The sequence below is a fragment of the Flavobacterium sp. genome (assembly GCF_027531705.1).
Taxonomy (GTDB): Bacteria; Bacteroidota; Bacteroidia; order Flavobacteriales; family Flavobacteriaceae; genus Flavobacterium.
Genome location: NZ_JAPZSP010000018.1, coordinates 49,478 through 63,984, shown reverse-complemented (window position 1 = coordinate 63,984; position 14,507 = coordinate 49,478). Strand labels below are relative to the sequence as shown.

The window sequence follows — 14,507 nt, the reverse complement described above, 5'->3', positions numbered from 1 at the left end:
ATTTAAAGTTTAGCAGTTGTAGTTTTGGTTTCGCCATTTCTTATGTAAACAATAGTGACTTCTTCGCCTGAATTTAGTTTTGCCAAGCATTCCATATAACTGTATACTTCTTTTATAGTATAATCTCCGATTTTTATGATAATGTCGCCTTCTTTTAATCCCGCTTTTTGCGCTGGTCGATCATCTGTTACGCCGTCTACATGTAAACCATCACCATGATCGGTATAATCAGGCATGATTCCTAATGTAACTTTGTATTTTGGTCTAGTTTTACCAGCATTTACTTTTGTTTTTGTAAATTCAATTTTGTCCATCATTGAGATTTCATTCACAATTCTGAATGCGTAATCAACAATACTTGTCACACCGATATAATTGATTTTATCTTCGTCATCACTTGGTTTGTGATAATCGTTATGAGTTCCTGTGAATAAAAATAATACGGGAATATCTTTCAAATAAAAGGATGTATGATCTGATGGTCCAACACCACTTTCATCAAGTGTTATATTGAATCCAGCAGGTTTCAAGCGTTCAGTCATTTTACTAAATTCTGGGTTAGTTCCAACGCCACCAATTGTTAATTCTTTTTTATCATTCAAACGTCCAATCATATCCATATTTAGCATTGTACTTACATTAGGATACAAAGTTTTAATAGTTTCTGCCATTTTTTTAGAACCTATCAAGCCATCTTCTTCTCCAGAAAATAGCGCAAAAATATAATTGGCTTTTTCAACCGTTTTATTTTGCGAAAGCATTCTCGCTAATTCCAAAACACCTGCAACTCCTGATGCATTATCATCTGCACCATTGTGAATTTCGCCATCCGAATTTGGTTTGGTTGAATGATGATGTTCGTTCAATCCTAAATGGTCATAATGTCCACCAATTATAATAGTTTTTGAAGCTTTGTTATCTAAATAACCAATAACATTTCTTCCTGTATTTACTTTTAATTCGGTTGAATCTTTTGGGTTAATTTTTACTTTATAATCAAATGTTTGAATGTAGTTTTTTCTTAAATAAGGTTTTATTCCCAAAGACTTTAATTCTTTTACTAAATAATCGGAAGCAATTTTTTCTTCTTTAGAACCTGTTAATCTTCCTTTTAAGTCATCTGATGCTAAATACGAAATATTCTTTTTCAAATTAGCAACTTTCGCCTTTTCAGTTTCGTCTGTATCAACCCAATCAGCAATAAAAACATTGGTTTCGCGAGCCGCTTGTTGCTGACGATTACTTGACCATACTAATTTTTTTCCATCAGGTGAAAACATTGGAAACGCATTAAATTCGCTTTCCCATGTAATTTGTTCAATATTATTTCCATCTAAATCAACCATATAAAGTTGAAAATCATAGCCGCGAGTTGAGTGATGATTAGATGAAAAAATAATTTTTTTATCGGATGGATGAAAGAATGGTGCCCAATTGGCTTTTCCTAAATGAGTAACTTGTTTAATATCTGAGCCATCAACATTGCATGTATAAATTTCCATTTCGGTTGGAGCTACAACATTTTCTTTGAGCAAATCGGTATAATCTTTTATTTCTGCGTCAGTTTTTGGTCTAGAAGAACGAAATACTAACTTTTTACTATCATGCGAAAAGAAACTTCCGCCATCATAACCTAATCCAAATGTGATTTGTTTCAAATTTGTTCCGTCGATGTCCATCGTCCATAGCTCCAAATCGCCACTTCTGGTACTTGTAAATGCTATTTTTTTTCCATCTGGTGAAACTACTGCTTCCGCATCATAACCTGGTGAATTAGTAAGTTGTTTCACAATTTTTCCATCTAAATCTGACATGTAAATATCAAATTCTGGATAAACTGCCCAAAGATATTTTCCATCGTGTGGTTTTGGCGGTGCTGGACATTCATTTGCTGATGCATGTGTGGAAGCATAAATAATATGTTTTCCATCGGGCATAAAATAGGAACAAGTAGTGCGACCTTTTGCTGTTGAAATTAATTTCAAATTATCAGATGAATATATTTTGGCTTGCAAATCATATAAATAAATTTGATCACAAGGAATTCCTGCTTTCGGATTAGAAACTTGCATGGTAAGCATTTGCCCATTGGGACTGAAATAGGCTTCGGCATTATCGCCACCAAAAGTTAGTTTTTGAATGTTTTTTAGGTGTTTTTCTTGCGATATTGCAGTTATAGAAATTGAAGTTAGAACTAGTAGAAATAGGTTTTTCTTAAATGAAATTAGATTCATAAATTTGAATTTATTTTTAAAGAATTGTTTGTGTGTAAATATAGTAAAATTGATTTTTAATAAGTATAAATTTATTTTTCATCAAGCATTCTGTTTTTGATTAGTTCAATATTTCGTATTCCACCAATTGGAGCAATTTTGACAGTTTTTTTACCTTTTGAAACATAAAAATAGTAGACACTATTTGATTCTAAAATACTTACAATTTCTGATTCTCCAGTGTTATAATTTAGTTTGTAATCATAATGTAATTTGTTGTTTTTTATCTTATCCGATGTTATAAAACCTTCTGCCGAACCAAATCCTAAATAAATAGACAACAAACAAATAGCAAGAAACTTCAATGAAACCATAAGATAATAATTCTTAATCTCATCATCTGGCAAATCATCCTTAGTTTTTTTTAATTCGAATATCTTTTTCACCCAACTTTTGTGACCATGGTTAAACAAAATAGTCGGTAGATTATAGCAAAATACAAAGAATAATATAATGACTATAAATATTATTGGATGCGAAAGAAAAGTGGCTATTGGACTTATCAAAATATCCATAATAGATGAATAATTGAGAATATTTATTCCAATTTGGTAAAAGAAAACGGTTTCTTTCAAAATGCCCAACACTACAAGATAAATGTAACCTAATGGAAGTATTGCTTGTATTTTATCAATGTGTTTCATGGTTGTTATTTATAGTCTGCGTAAATATATAAATTTTCTCAAAGCAAGCACAATATTCACGCTTTTGCCAATTCTTTTTTTACAATAATAAATACTACTTTTGACGTTATAGTTAGTATGGCAAAAAAGTATTTAATCGTCGCTTTTCTTTTCTGTTTTTCTGCGCTTTTGGCTCAAGAAAACGGTTCGACTTATGCTACAAAAAAAATTGCTTTTACCAAAGACACAATCGCTATTGAAAAAAACAGTATCAATGATTCTTATTTCAAGATTTTTGATAAAAATGAAAGTGTTATTGATTCTAGTTTATACAAAATAAATTTCCAAAAAGGAAAACTTATTTTCAATCCTAATTACATTTCACAAGATTCACTCACGATTCAGTATCTTAAATTTCCTGATTTTTTGACCAAAACTTATTCTATTTATGATGAAAGTAAATTGGTTCCTAACCGCGAAGGAAATTTATATTCAATTCAAGAAGCAAAACTCAATGCTTTCAAGCCTTTTGATGGTTTGAATACTTCTGGAAGCATCACTCGTGGTGTTACGATTGGAAATAATCAAAATGCGGTTGTAAATTCTAACTTGGATTTGCAAATCACCGGTAAAATCTCTGATAAAGTCAGTCTTCGCGCTTCTATTCAAGATAGTAATATTCCACTTCAAGACAATGGATACTCGCAAAGATTAGATGAATTTGATCAAATTTTCATTGAACTTTTTTCAGATAAATGGGCTATTCGTGCTGGCGATTTATTTTTAGAAAATCGAAAATCAAGGTTTCTAAATTTCAATAAAAAAGTACAAGGTTTGTCCACCAATTTCAACTTTGGAAATGACGAACATAAAACCAATGTCTTTGCATCGGGTGCATTGGTGCGAGGTCAATATGCCAAAAGTGCTTTTGTTGGACAAGAAGGCAATCAAGGTCCGTATAAATTACGTGGAACTAATGGTGAACTCTTTATTTTGGTAATTTCGGGTTCTGAGCGAGTTTATGTTAACGGAATTCTGAAAGAACGCGGCGAAAACAAAGATTACGTTATCGATTATAATGCTGGAGAAATCACATTTACGTCTTTATTTCCAATAACTTCCGAAATGCGAATTTCTATTGAATACCAATATTCCGATAGAAATTATACTCGTTTTGTGACCTATTTTGGCGCTTCTCATGAAACCAAATCGTGGAGTATTGGTGCTAATGTTTATTCAGAAAATGATATTAAAAATCAGTCGTTACAACAAAATTTATCTGAAGAACAAGCGCAAATTCTTGTAAATGCTGGCGATAATTCTACCTTAATGACTTCGCCTTCAGCCTATGAAGATAGTTATTCTGAAAATAAAATTTTATACAAAAAAACTAGTATTGATGGTGTTGAAGTTTTTGAATATTCAAACGTTTCAACAGATATTTTATACAATGTTCGCTTTACTTTTCAAGGCGAAAAACAAGGAAATTATGTTCTGAAAAACGGAAATGCAATTGGCAAAATCTATGAATATGTTGCACCTATTGCAGGTGAAAAACAAGGAAATTATGAGCCTATCATAAGGTTGATTGCGCCAACCAAAATTCAAATTGCTAATTTATTTGGAAAATTCAATCCTACTGAAAAAACGTTGGTCGATTTTGAAATTGGAATTAGCAACAACGATTTGAACTTATTTTCAACACAAAATGATAATGATAACAATGGTTTAGCTGGTAAAATAAATGCCAAACAACGCCTTTTTACCAAAAAATGGGAAGTTGATGCTTTTGCAAATTTTCAATTGGTTCAAAAAGATTTTAGAACTATTGAACGACTTTACACAATTGAATTCAACCGCGATTGGAATATTTCATCGCTTGAAGGAAATCAAAGTTATTTGGTTTCGGGTTTGAATTTTAATTTACCACAAAAAGGAGCATTTACTTATCAATATGAAAACCTAAATTTTTCTAGTAATTTTTCAGGAAATCGACATACAATCAACGGAAATTTCAAATTAAAAAATTGGACGATGAACAATTTAAGTAGTGTAATGAAAAGCGATGGAACAACCGCTAAGTCAGATTTTATTCGTCATCAAACGCAGGCTAAATTTCATTTTAACAAAAATTGGATTGGTTCATCAGTTCGACTTGAAGATAATAAAGAAAAACTAAAAACGACTAATTCTTATTCGGCTTTAAGCCAAAAATTTACCGAGTTTGGAACATTTGTTGGTCGTGGCGATAGCACAAAAGTTTTTGTTGAAATTGGTTATTTGCAAAGAGCTAATGATAGTTTACAAAGCGGATTTGTGCAACGTGTTAACCATTCGCAGTCATATTATATGAAATCAAAATTGATTCAAAACGAGAAAAGTGATTTGTCGGTTTACATCAATTATCGAAACTTGAAATATGAAGACCAATCGATTGCTGATGAACCTTCGTTGAATTCGAGAATTTTGTACAACGATCAGTTTTTCGGTCAATTATTGCAAACTACAACAGCATTTGAAACCAATTCGGGTTCGATTTTTCAACAAGAATTCACCTATTTAGAAGTCGAACCAGGACAAGGTGTTTACACTTGGAATGACTACAATAATAACGGAATTCAGGAATTAGAAGAGTTCGAAATAGCTCCTTTTCCAGATCAAGCTAAATATGTTAGAGTGTTTTTACCGAATCAAAATTTTGTAAAAACTCATCAAAATAAGTTTTCAGAATCAGTAACTTTCAATCTCCAAAAATGGCAAAACGAAAAAGGTTTTAAGAAATTACTATCTTATTTTTATAACCAAACTTCCTTTTTAATTGATAGAAAAATTAAACGAAAAGAGGACAATTTCGATTTGAATCCGTTTAGCAATTCCGAAAACGATTTGTTGGGTTTGAACACGAGTTTTAGAAATAGTTTGTTTTACAATCGTGGTAAACAAAAACATTCCACAACTTATACTTTCTTGAATAGTCGCGCTAGAAATCTGCTTTCAATTGGTTCGCAAGAAAGCAAAAACCAATCACATCAATTGCAATACCAGCATTTAGTTCAAACTAATTGGCTATTTGAAGCCGACGGAAAAACCATAAAAACGGCAACTTCTATTAAAGATATTGGATTTACAGAAACAATTTCGTCAAGAAATTATGAAATAAAAGGCTACCAATTCATGCCAAAAGTTTCCTATTTATTTTCAAAAAATGCTAGTTGGGATTTATTTTACGAATTTCAGAAAAAAGACAATCAAATTGGTGAATTTGAAAGCTTGAAACAATCACGATTTGGAACTTCTTTCACTTTTTCAAATGAAAAAAAATTAACAATGAACGGTGAGTTTTCTCTTTATAACAATGACTTTGTTGGAAGTCAAACAACACCAGCAGCTTTTCAAATTCTAGAAGGTTTACAATCAGGAAAAAACACGGTTTGGCGTTTATTAATTCAGAAAAACTTAACCCAATATCTTGATGTAAATGTAAATTATCAAGGTCGAAAAAGTGAAACAAGCCAAACTATACATACCGGAAGTGTACAATTGAGAGCCTATTTTTAAAAAAAATATTTATGGAATGGTTTTTGTTAAATAAAAAACATTAATTTTAACATTCAAATTTAATTAAAGAAAAACTATGAAATCGAAGATTCACGAATCCCAAAAAACAAATCTTTTCACCATGAGTAAAAAAGTATTATTGTTATGTTTAGTATTTGTTTTCTCAAATACGATTTTTGCTCAAGAAGTAAAAGAGAAAAAATCTAAAACAAAAGCTAAAACAGAAAAAATTGTAAAAGAAAAAGCTGAGAAAGCTGAGAAAGTAAAAGCAGATAAAGCTAAAGCTAAAAAGGACGCAGAAAAAGAAGCTAAAAAAGCAGAAAAAGATGCAGCTAAAGCGAAAAAAGAGGCTGACAAAACTAAAAAAGACGCTAAGGAGAAAACTACTAAAGCTAAGAAAGATGTAGAAGAAAAAGCGACTAAAACTACAAAAGAAGCTAAAGAGAAAACTACTAAAGCTAAAAAAGAAGTAGAAGAAAAAGGAACAAAACTTAAAAAAGATGGAACAGTTGACAAACGTTTCAAAAATACTGAAGATAAAGCTACAAAAGTAACTAAAGGTGTTGATGCAAAAGCAACTACTGCTAAAAAAACAGCTACTACTAAAGCAAAAAAAGTAGAAAAAGAAACTAACGAAAAAGCTCCAAAAGTTGCTGACAAAGTAACGGGAGAATACAATGGAAACAAAGTATACACTGGACCAAGAGGTGGAAAATACTACATCAACAAAAACGGTAACAAAACATATATTGATAGAGACGAAAATTAATTTTTTCGCTTTTCTAAAATAGAAACTCCAAAGCTTCAATGTTTTGGAGTTTTTTTATTGGAGTTTGACAAGACGTAATCATGTTAATGAGTTGTTAAGTCTAGTTTTGATTATAAAAAATGACTATTTTTAGCATTGAATTTAAAAGAAGTTTTTTGAAAATTAACAGATTAAATACCATTATAATTCTCGGATTGGTTGCTATCATTGGGATTTTGGTGGCACAATTACTTTGGACAAAGCAAGCCTACACGATTGAAGAAAAAAAATTCAGTCAAAAAGTGTACGTTTCTTTGCTAGAAGTTGCCAAAAAATTATACGAAGGAACCAATAATGAACTGCCGTCTGAAAATCCAATTCAGAAGGTTTCTAACGATTATTATATTGTAAATGTCAACAACGATTTTGATGCCGAAGTTTTAGAATTTTACCTAAAATCTGAATTTGAAAAAGCGTCGATCAAAACCGACTTTGAATACGCCATGTACAATTGTCAAAGTGACGAAATGGTTTATGGAAATTACATTTCACTAGATAAAAGCAATAATAAAACATCCGTTTTTTTTCCAAAGCATGAAAATTTGGTTTATTATTTTGCGGTTCGTTTTCCTAATGAACGCTCTTTTTTGTTCAGTTCACTCAAATTTTGGTTTATACTTTCATTTGCTTTAATCATTATTTTATTGGTTTATGTATATTCAATTGTAACGATTTTGCAACAAAAAAAATACTCCGAATTACAGCGCGATTTTATCAATAATATGACGCACGAATTCAAGACGCCATTGTCTTCCATTTTGATTGCTTCCAATTATTTAATCAATCAAGACAAAATAAAATCGGACGCGAGACTTTCTAATTATTCCAAAATCATCATCGAACAAAGTAAAAAATTAAACAGTCATATCGAGAAAATTTTGACCGTTGCCAAGTCCGATAGTGTGCAAATGGTTATTAGAAAAGAAAAAGTTTTAGTCATTTCAATCATCGAAGAAGTAATTGAAAATGTGAAACTTAGAAATGAAGAGGTGACTGTTGAACTAAAAACCATTTTGTCAAATATCGAAATCGAAGCCGATGTTTTTCACTTTACCAATCTCATTTATAACTTAGTTGATAATTCAATAAAATATTGTGACGGAAAACCAAAAATAACTATCGAAATTTCAAAAACTTACACACATTCAGTCATCAAATTTATCGACAACGGAATTGGAATTTCAGAGAAAAAATTGCCATTTATTTTTGATAAATTTTATCGCGAAGCCACACAAAAAAGCAATGAAGTCAATGGTTTCGGGCTTGGATTGTATTACGTAAAAAAAATATGCGAACTTCATAAATGGCAAATTAGCGCAAAAAACAACACCGAAAAAGGAATAACAGTATCACTTTTAATCAAATAAAAATGAGTCAATTTAAAATTTTATATGCCGAAGACGACGAAACTTTAGCTTTTTTAACCAAAGACAATTTGGAGCAAAACGGCTACGAAGTCCATCATTGCTCAGATGGTGCTTTGTGTATAGAAAAATTTCAAAAAGAAAATTTTGACATTTGCATTTTCGATATCATGATGCCCAAAATGGACGGTTTTGAATTAGCAGAAGCCATTAGAAAAGTAAATTCAGATATTCCAATCATTTTTCTTTCGGCAAAAACACTAAAAGAAGATCGAATCAAAGGCTTGCGATTAGGTGCCGATGATTATCTGGTAAAGCCTTTCAGCATCGAAGAGTTGGTGCTCAAAATTGAAGTTTTTCTCAAGCGTTCACAAAAAAATAAAGTCCAAGGACAAGAATTTTATAAAGTGGGCAACTACCAATTTGACCCAACCAATTTTTTGGTTTTTAATTCAAACGAAAAAGTAAACCTTACCCAACGCGAATCAGAATTGTTAAAACTTTTCCTCGATAACAAAAATAAAGTACTAAAAAGAGAAGAAATTCTCAAGGCTTTATGGGGAAATGACGATTATTTTTTGGGCAGAAGTTTGGATGTTTTTATTTCGCGTTTGCGCAAAATTCTAGTAAACGAAAAAAACATCACTATCGAAAATCTTCACGGAATCGGGTTTAAGTTTTCTGTTTCGGAGTAAATTTAAATTATTTATTTTATTGAAAATCATTTGATAAAAACAGGAATATTTATTACTAAAAATTTTGCCTGCCAATGATTACCATGATTTCTATTTCATCGGCATTAATTTTATAAAAAATAGTGTCAACTCCACAAACACAATAGCGATATCCTCTTTTATAATGATTACCATTGGGAAACAAAAAAGGATTTGATGCTATTTTAGAAAAACATTCAAAAAACATTTCGTAATATTTAACAGCTTGTTCCAACCCAAATAGACCAATACCATATTCAAAAATCCGAGTCAAATCTTCTTCAACTTGAATGTTAAGTTTATAACTATACATTCAATTTTTTCTTAATTTCTTCTAATAATTCTTCTTTAGTCTTTGTGCTAAAACCACTTTTCTCTGCCTTTTCTATCTTCATTCTCACAAATTCAACATAAGCATCTTGCTCACGAGCTTGCTTGATTAAATAATTTACTGCTTCACTTTTACTAGTAAATTCTTCGTTAGCTACTTGTTGTTTTAACCATTCATCATTTTGATTAGCTAATGTAATACTTTGTCTCGACATATATAACATATTTTGTGGTGTAAATATACACCATTTTGTTTTGATTATACTAATTTTTTCTCAAAATAAATTAGTAAACTATTGTTCAAAACCATTAATAACTTCTGCTAAATAGATTTGTAACAACTATAAAATACATTTACTTTTGCCACATCATAAATTTAACTACATATAATGGCAAACATTCAACAACTACAAGATTTAACAACACAAGTTCGTCGCGACATTTTGCGAATGGTACATGCTGTAAATTCAGGGCATCCGGGTGGTTCACTTGGCTGTGCAGAATTTCTAGTGGCACTTTACCAAGAAATCATGAACAGAAAAGATGGTTTTGATATGGACGGAAAAGGAGAAGATTTATTTTTCCTTTCTAACGGTCACATTTCTCCTGTTTTTTATAGCGTTTTAGCAAGAAGCGGCTATTTTCCAGTTTCAGAATTGGCAACTTTCCGAAAATTAAACACACGTTTACAAGGGCATCCAACAACTCATGAAGGTTTGCCTGGAGTTCGTATTGCATCAGGGTCATTAGGACAAGGTTTGTCGGTGGCAATTGGTGCTGCTCAAGCAAAAAAATTAAACAATGATACTAATTTAGTGTATTCACTTCACGGTGACGGCGAACTACAAGAAGGTCAAAACTGGGAAGCCATTATGTATGCTTCTGCCAAAAAAGTTGACAACTTAATTGCAACTGTCGATTTAAACGGAAAACAAATCGATGGAACAACTGACGAAGTTTTGAACATGGGAAGTTTAAGAGCAAAATTTGAAGCTTTTGATTGGGATGTTTTAGAAGTTGTTGAAGGAAATAACCTAGAAGCAATAATAGCTGGACTTAATGAAGCCAAATCACGAACTGGAAAAGGAAAACCAGTTTGTATTTTGTTGCATACCGAAATGGGGAATGGTGTAGATTACATGATGTATTCACACGCATGGCACGGAAAAGCTCCAAATGATGAGCAATTAGCAAAGGCTTTAGAACAAAATGTTGAAACTTTAGGCGATTACTAGAATTATGAAAAAATATACAAATACAGGAAGTAAAGATACACGTTCAGGTTTTGGTGCAGGAATGACCGAATTGGGACAAAAAAACGAAAATGTTGTGGCGCTTTGTGCCGATTTAATAGGTTCGTTAAAGTTTGACGATTTCAAGAAAAACCATCCAGAACGTTTTTTCCAAATTGGAATTGCTGAAGCTAATATGATTGGTATTGCAGCAGGATTAACTATTGGTGGAAAAATTCCATTTACAGGAACATTTGCCAATTTTTCTACTGGTAGAGTTTATGATCAGATACGTCAATCGGTTGCTTACTCAGATAAAAATGTAAAAATTTGCGCCTCTCATGCCGGATTAACATTGGGTGAAGATGGTGCTACACACCAAATTCTTGAAGATATTGGTTTGATGAAAATGCTGCCAGGAATGACCGTAATCAATACTTGCGATTATAACCAAACCAAAGCAGCAACACTTGCTCTTGCCGACCATCATGGACCAGCTTATTTGCGTTTTGGTCGTCCAGTTGTGCCAAATTTTATGCCAGCCGACGAACCATTTGTAATTGGTAAAGCGATTATGCTTAATGAAGGTACAGATGTCACTATTGTAGCAACTGGACATTTAGTATGGGAAGCATTAATTGCTGCTGAAAAGTTAGAAGAAAAAGGAATTTCAGCTGAAGTAATCAATATTCATACTATTAAACCTTTAGACGAAGAAGCTATTTTAAAATCGGTTGCTAAAACTGGTTGTATTGTAACAGCCGAAGAGCATAATTTTTTAGGCGGATTAGGAGAAAGTGTTGCAAGAGTTTTGGCACTTAACAATCCAAAACCTCAAGAGTTTGTTGCCGTAAACGATAGCTTTGGCGAAAGCGGAACTCCAGAACAATTGATGGAAAAATACAAGCTAAACAATCAAGCAATTGTTGATGCCGTTGAAAGAGTTATGAAAAGAAAATAACTAGTTTAGTATAATTTAAAAATCCCTTCAAGTTTTAGTTTGAAGGGATTTTTTTATTTAATAAGTAGTATATGGCGGTTTTGCATTTTTGTCTAAATGTCTTCTAACTCTTGTTGGAGTTGAGAAATCTCCTGATTTATCTGGAATTCCTTTTGGTTCGGATTCATCAATATCCGTAGTTAACGGATTGTCAACTATTGGATTAAATGGGTAATACAGACTTGTTCCTTGATTTATTCCTAAAGGAGTTGGTTTTTTTATTTCATTTAGAGTTGTAAAACCATCATTATCATCATCAATATCTCCAAAATCATATATACCATCACCATCAGTATCTGTATATTTGCCCTCACTATTTACTGCAAGTTCATCAACTGTTAAAATACCGTCGTTATCATTATCACTTCTTTTAAGATTTAATAATTGAAAACTAAAAACAAGAGGTGAATAACTTGGTATATTTGTTTGTGGTGATTGTTGGTAATAAGCTAATCCAGATGGTAAAAACATAATACCAGCTCCATAATTAGTATATACATTTGGTCCATTACCAGTAGCTGTTTCGTCAAAAACTCCTATACCAAACATAGGGAATATTTCAGGCCAGCCTTTTACAAAAACAGTACCTAAATTAAATAAGTTTGCAACAGGTGAATTTTCAAATTCAGTTTCGTTTACAACTTTAACTTGACCACTTGTCTGAGTTTCGGTTTCACTTTTTAAAGATGTTCCTCTGTAGGTAACCAATATTTCATCATATGGACACGGTTTTTCTACTGAATTCCCTTCTTGAAATTGTAAGTAATAGACTTTGTATGTTATATCGTGTTTATTAACTAATTTAGAAAGTAATTTAGGACTGGTATTTTCGCCTAATAAAGATAATCTAGCTAAATCTGTTGATGAACATTTAATTAATAAATTTGAACTATTTACGTTTGCTGCATAATCGGTAATATCAGGATTCAATTTGTGAGTACTTAAATATAATTCAATATTTTCAATGTCAGTTTTAAATTGATCACCAAAATCTCTTAAAGGTGTTGCGGCAACTTCGTCATCATCTTTATTACAAGAAGAAAATAATACTAAAAGAGTTGAAAAAAGAATAAAATAAAACTTAAATTTGTTCATTATAATGTGTTTTGATGGCGCAAGATACAATATAGATTTATTTTGGTAAACAAATTTAACGTTGATTTTAAGAAAATTTATGAGAGTTGACAAATATTTATGGTGTGTACGATATTATAAAACCCGAAATATGGTTACCGAAGCTTGTAAAAAAAATCATGTTACTGTAAATGGTCAAGTAGCAAAGCCATCTAAAGAAGTTTTTGCAACGGACACGATTACTTTTAGAAAAGACCAAATTACGCATATTATCACCGTTTTGGACGTGCCTGAAAATAGAGTAGGCGCGAAGCTGGTTGATATTTATAGAAAAGACGAAACGCCAGCAGAAGCTTATCAGCATTTAGAGTTATTAAAGCTATCAAAAGAACATTATCGAAAAACTGGTGATGGTCGACCTACCAAAAAAGATAGAAGAGATTTAGACGAGTTTGGAAATGAAACAATAACCGAAGATTGGGATAATATAGTATAATTATGAATGAAAATAGAATTTTAAATCATCAAGAAATTGAGCATAAGATCAAACGAATTGCTTACCAAATCTATGAAACGTTTGTTGGTGAAGAAACCATTATTATTGCTGGCATTGCTTCAAACGGTTTTGTTTTTGCAAATAAAATTGCTCATGCTTTAGAATCAATTTCTGATATCAAAGTCATTCTTTGTGAGGTTACTATTGACAAACAAAATCCAAGTAAACCAATTTCAACATCTATTTCAAAAGAAGAATATACTAATAAAGGATTGGTTTTGGTTGATGACGTACTAAATTCTGGAACTACTTTGGTGTATGGTGTGAAGCATTTTCTAGATGTTCCTTTGAAGAAATTCAAGACAGCAGTATTAGTAGATAGAAATCATAAAAAGTATCCCGTAAAAGCCGATTTTAAGGGGATTTCGCTAAGCACATCTTCCCTTGAGCATGTTCAAGTCGTTTTTGATGAAAAAGGAGATTATGCTTTTTTAGAAGAGTAAATCTTTAATTTCACGGACTATTTCATCAGGTGATTTTCCATCAACATTAATTGTATATGTGGCTTGATTGTAAAATACACTTCTCTCAAAAAGGTGTATTCTAATATATTCTCTCATTTGTTCTGAATTTAAGTTGGCTAGTAACGGACGTTTGTCTTTGTTTTTCTCAAGTCTATTGTAAAGCTCGTTTATTGAAGCTTTAAGATAAATCGTTATGTATTTATCTGTAAAAAGAATTTTATTGTTATTTGTAAAACAAGGTGTTCCTCCGCCAAGACTTAAAACCATTTTTTCATTTGATTCTAAAAGTTCAACTAAAAATTGGTTTTCAATTTTCCTAAAATAGATTTCTCCTTTTGTTTTAAAAATCGTTTCGATAGAAGTTTCTAACTTTTTTTCGATAAAAAAATCTAAATCTTCAAACTCAAAATTAGATGATTTCGCCAATAATTTGCCAATTGTTGACTTTCCACAACCCATATAACCTATCAAAATTATTTTTTTCATGAGAATAAAACCTTATATATTAGGTT

Annotated in this window: 14 protein-coding genes; 8 read left to right on the top strand and 6 right to left on the bottom strand. The window is 31.5% G+C overall.

The window, feature by feature from the left end; translation table 11 throughout:
* Positions 1 to 2: 2 nt before the first annotated feature.
* On the bottom strand, positions 3 to 2,234 hold the full coding sequence (locus O9267_RS06050) for a M20/M25/M40 family metallo-hydrolase (protein ID WP_298177177.1): 2,232 nt from the start codon (positions 2,232 to 2,234) through the stop codon (positions 3 to 5).
* 71 nt (positions 2,235 to 2,305) lie between these two features.
* A complete protein-coding gene (locus O9267_RS06045) occupies positions 2,306 to 2,917 on the bottom strand; it encodes a hypothetical protein (RefSeq protein WP_298177175.1) in 612 nt (203 codons plus the stop codon).
* A gap of 117 nt (positions 2,918 to 3,034) precedes the next feature.
* Here O9267_RS06045 and O9267_RS06040 point away from each other — a divergent pair, with 117 nt between their 5' ends.
* From O9267_RS06040 to O9267_RS06025, 4 genes are all read left to right on the top strand, one after another.
* The gene (locus O9267_RS06040) at positions 3,035 to 6,454 is read left to right on the top strand and encodes a hypothetical protein (RefSeq protein WP_298177173.1); all 3,420 of its coding nucleotides are present in this window, start codon (positions 3,035 to 3,037) and stop codon (positions 6,452 to 6,454) included.
* 121 nt (positions 6,455 to 6,575) lie between these two features.
* Positions 6,576 to 7,223: a hypothetical protein gene (locus O9267_RS06035; protein WP_298177171.1), complete on the top strand. Its 648-nt coding sequence runs from the start codon at positions 6,576 to 6,578 to the stop codon at positions 7,221 to 7,223.
* Positions 7,224 to 7,342: 119 nt separating this feature from the next.
* Positions 7,343 to 8,629: a HAMP domain-containing sensor histidine kinase gene (locus O9267_RS06030; protein WP_366521990.1), complete on the top strand. Its 1,287-nt coding sequence runs from the start codon at positions 7,343 to 7,345 to the stop codon at positions 8,627 to 8,629.
* A 2-nt stretch (positions 8,630 to 8,631) separates the two neighbouring features.
* Positions 8,632 to 9,321 carry a response regulator transcription factor gene (locus O9267_RS06025; protein WP_298177169.1) on the top strand — a complete coding sequence of 230 codons (690 nt, stop codon included), beginning with the start codon at positions 8,632 to 8,634 and terminating at the stop codon, positions 9,319 to 9,321.
* 55 nt (positions 9,322 to 9,376) lie between these two features.
* On the opposite strand, the gene O9267_RS06020 is transcribed toward O9267_RS06025, so the two are convergent.
* Both O9267_RS06020 and O9267_RS06015 read right to left on the bottom strand, forming a co-directional pair.
* Positions 9,377 to 9,652: a type II toxin-antitoxin system RelE/ParE family toxin gene (locus tag O9267_RS06020; RefSeq protein WP_298177167.1), complete on the bottom strand. Its 276-nt coding sequence runs from the start codon at positions 9,650 to 9,652 to the stop codon at positions 9,377 to 9,379.
* A complete protein-coding gene (locus O9267_RS06015) occupies positions 9,645 to 9,884 on the bottom strand; it encodes a CopG family transcriptional regulator (protein ID WP_298177165.1) in 240 nt (79 codons plus the stop codon). Before O9267_RS06015 ends, O9267_RS06020 begins: the two co-directional genes overlap by 8 nt.
* Before the next feature lie 171 nt (positions 9,885 to 10,055).
* Here O9267_RS06015 and O9267_RS06010 point away from each other — a divergent pair, with 171 nt between their 5' ends.
* Positions 10,056 to 10,904 (top strand): transketolase, encoded by an 849-nt coding sequence (locus O9267_RS06010; protein WP_298177715.1) that lies wholly within the window; start codon positions 10,056 to 10,058, stop codon positions 10,902 to 10,904.
* A 4-nt stretch (positions 10,905 to 10,908) separates the two neighbouring features.
* Positions 10,909 to 11,862, top strand: coding sequence for a transketolase C-terminal domain-containing protein (locus tag O9267_RS06005; protein ID WP_298177163.1), 954 nt, complete (start codon positions 10,909 to 10,911; stop codon positions 11,860 to 11,862).
* A gap of 57 nt (positions 11,863 to 11,919) precedes the next feature.
* Here the strand turns inward: O9267_RS06005 and O9267_RS06000 are convergent, their stop codons facing one another.
* Positions 11,920 to 12,996 (bottom strand): hypothetical protein, encoded by a 1,077-nt coding sequence (locus O9267_RS06000; protein ID WP_298177161.1) that lies wholly within the window; start codon positions 12,994 to 12,996, stop codon positions 11,920 to 11,922.
* Between the two features lie 79 nt (positions 12,997 to 13,075).
* On the opposite strand from O9267_RS06000, the gene O9267_RS05995 reads away from it, so the two are divergent.
* Together O9267_RS05995 and O9267_RS05990 are read left to right on the top strand one after the other, a co-directional pair.
* Positions 13,076 to 13,471 carry a S4 domain-containing protein gene (locus tag O9267_RS05995; protein ID WP_298177158.1) on the top strand — a complete coding sequence of 132 codons (396 nt, stop codon included), beginning with the start codon at positions 13,076 to 13,078 and terminating at the stop codon, positions 13,469 to 13,471.
* A 2-nt stretch (positions 13,472 to 13,473) separates the two neighbouring features.
* Entirely contained in the window at positions 13,474 to 13,974 is a 501-nt protein-coding gene (locus O9267_RS05990; RefSeq protein WP_298177155.1) for a phosphoribosyltransferase family protein, read from the top strand.
* On the opposite strand, the gene O9267_RS05985 is transcribed toward O9267_RS05990, so the two are convergent.
* Positions 13,963 to 14,481: a shikimate kinase gene (locus O9267_RS05985; protein ID WP_298177153.1), complete on the bottom strand. Its 519-nt coding sequence runs from the start codon at positions 14,479 to 14,481 to the stop codon at positions 13,963 to 13,965. The genes O9267_RS05990 and O9267_RS05985 overlap by 12 nt on opposite strands.
* Positions 14,482 to 14,507: the final 26 nt, after the last annotated feature.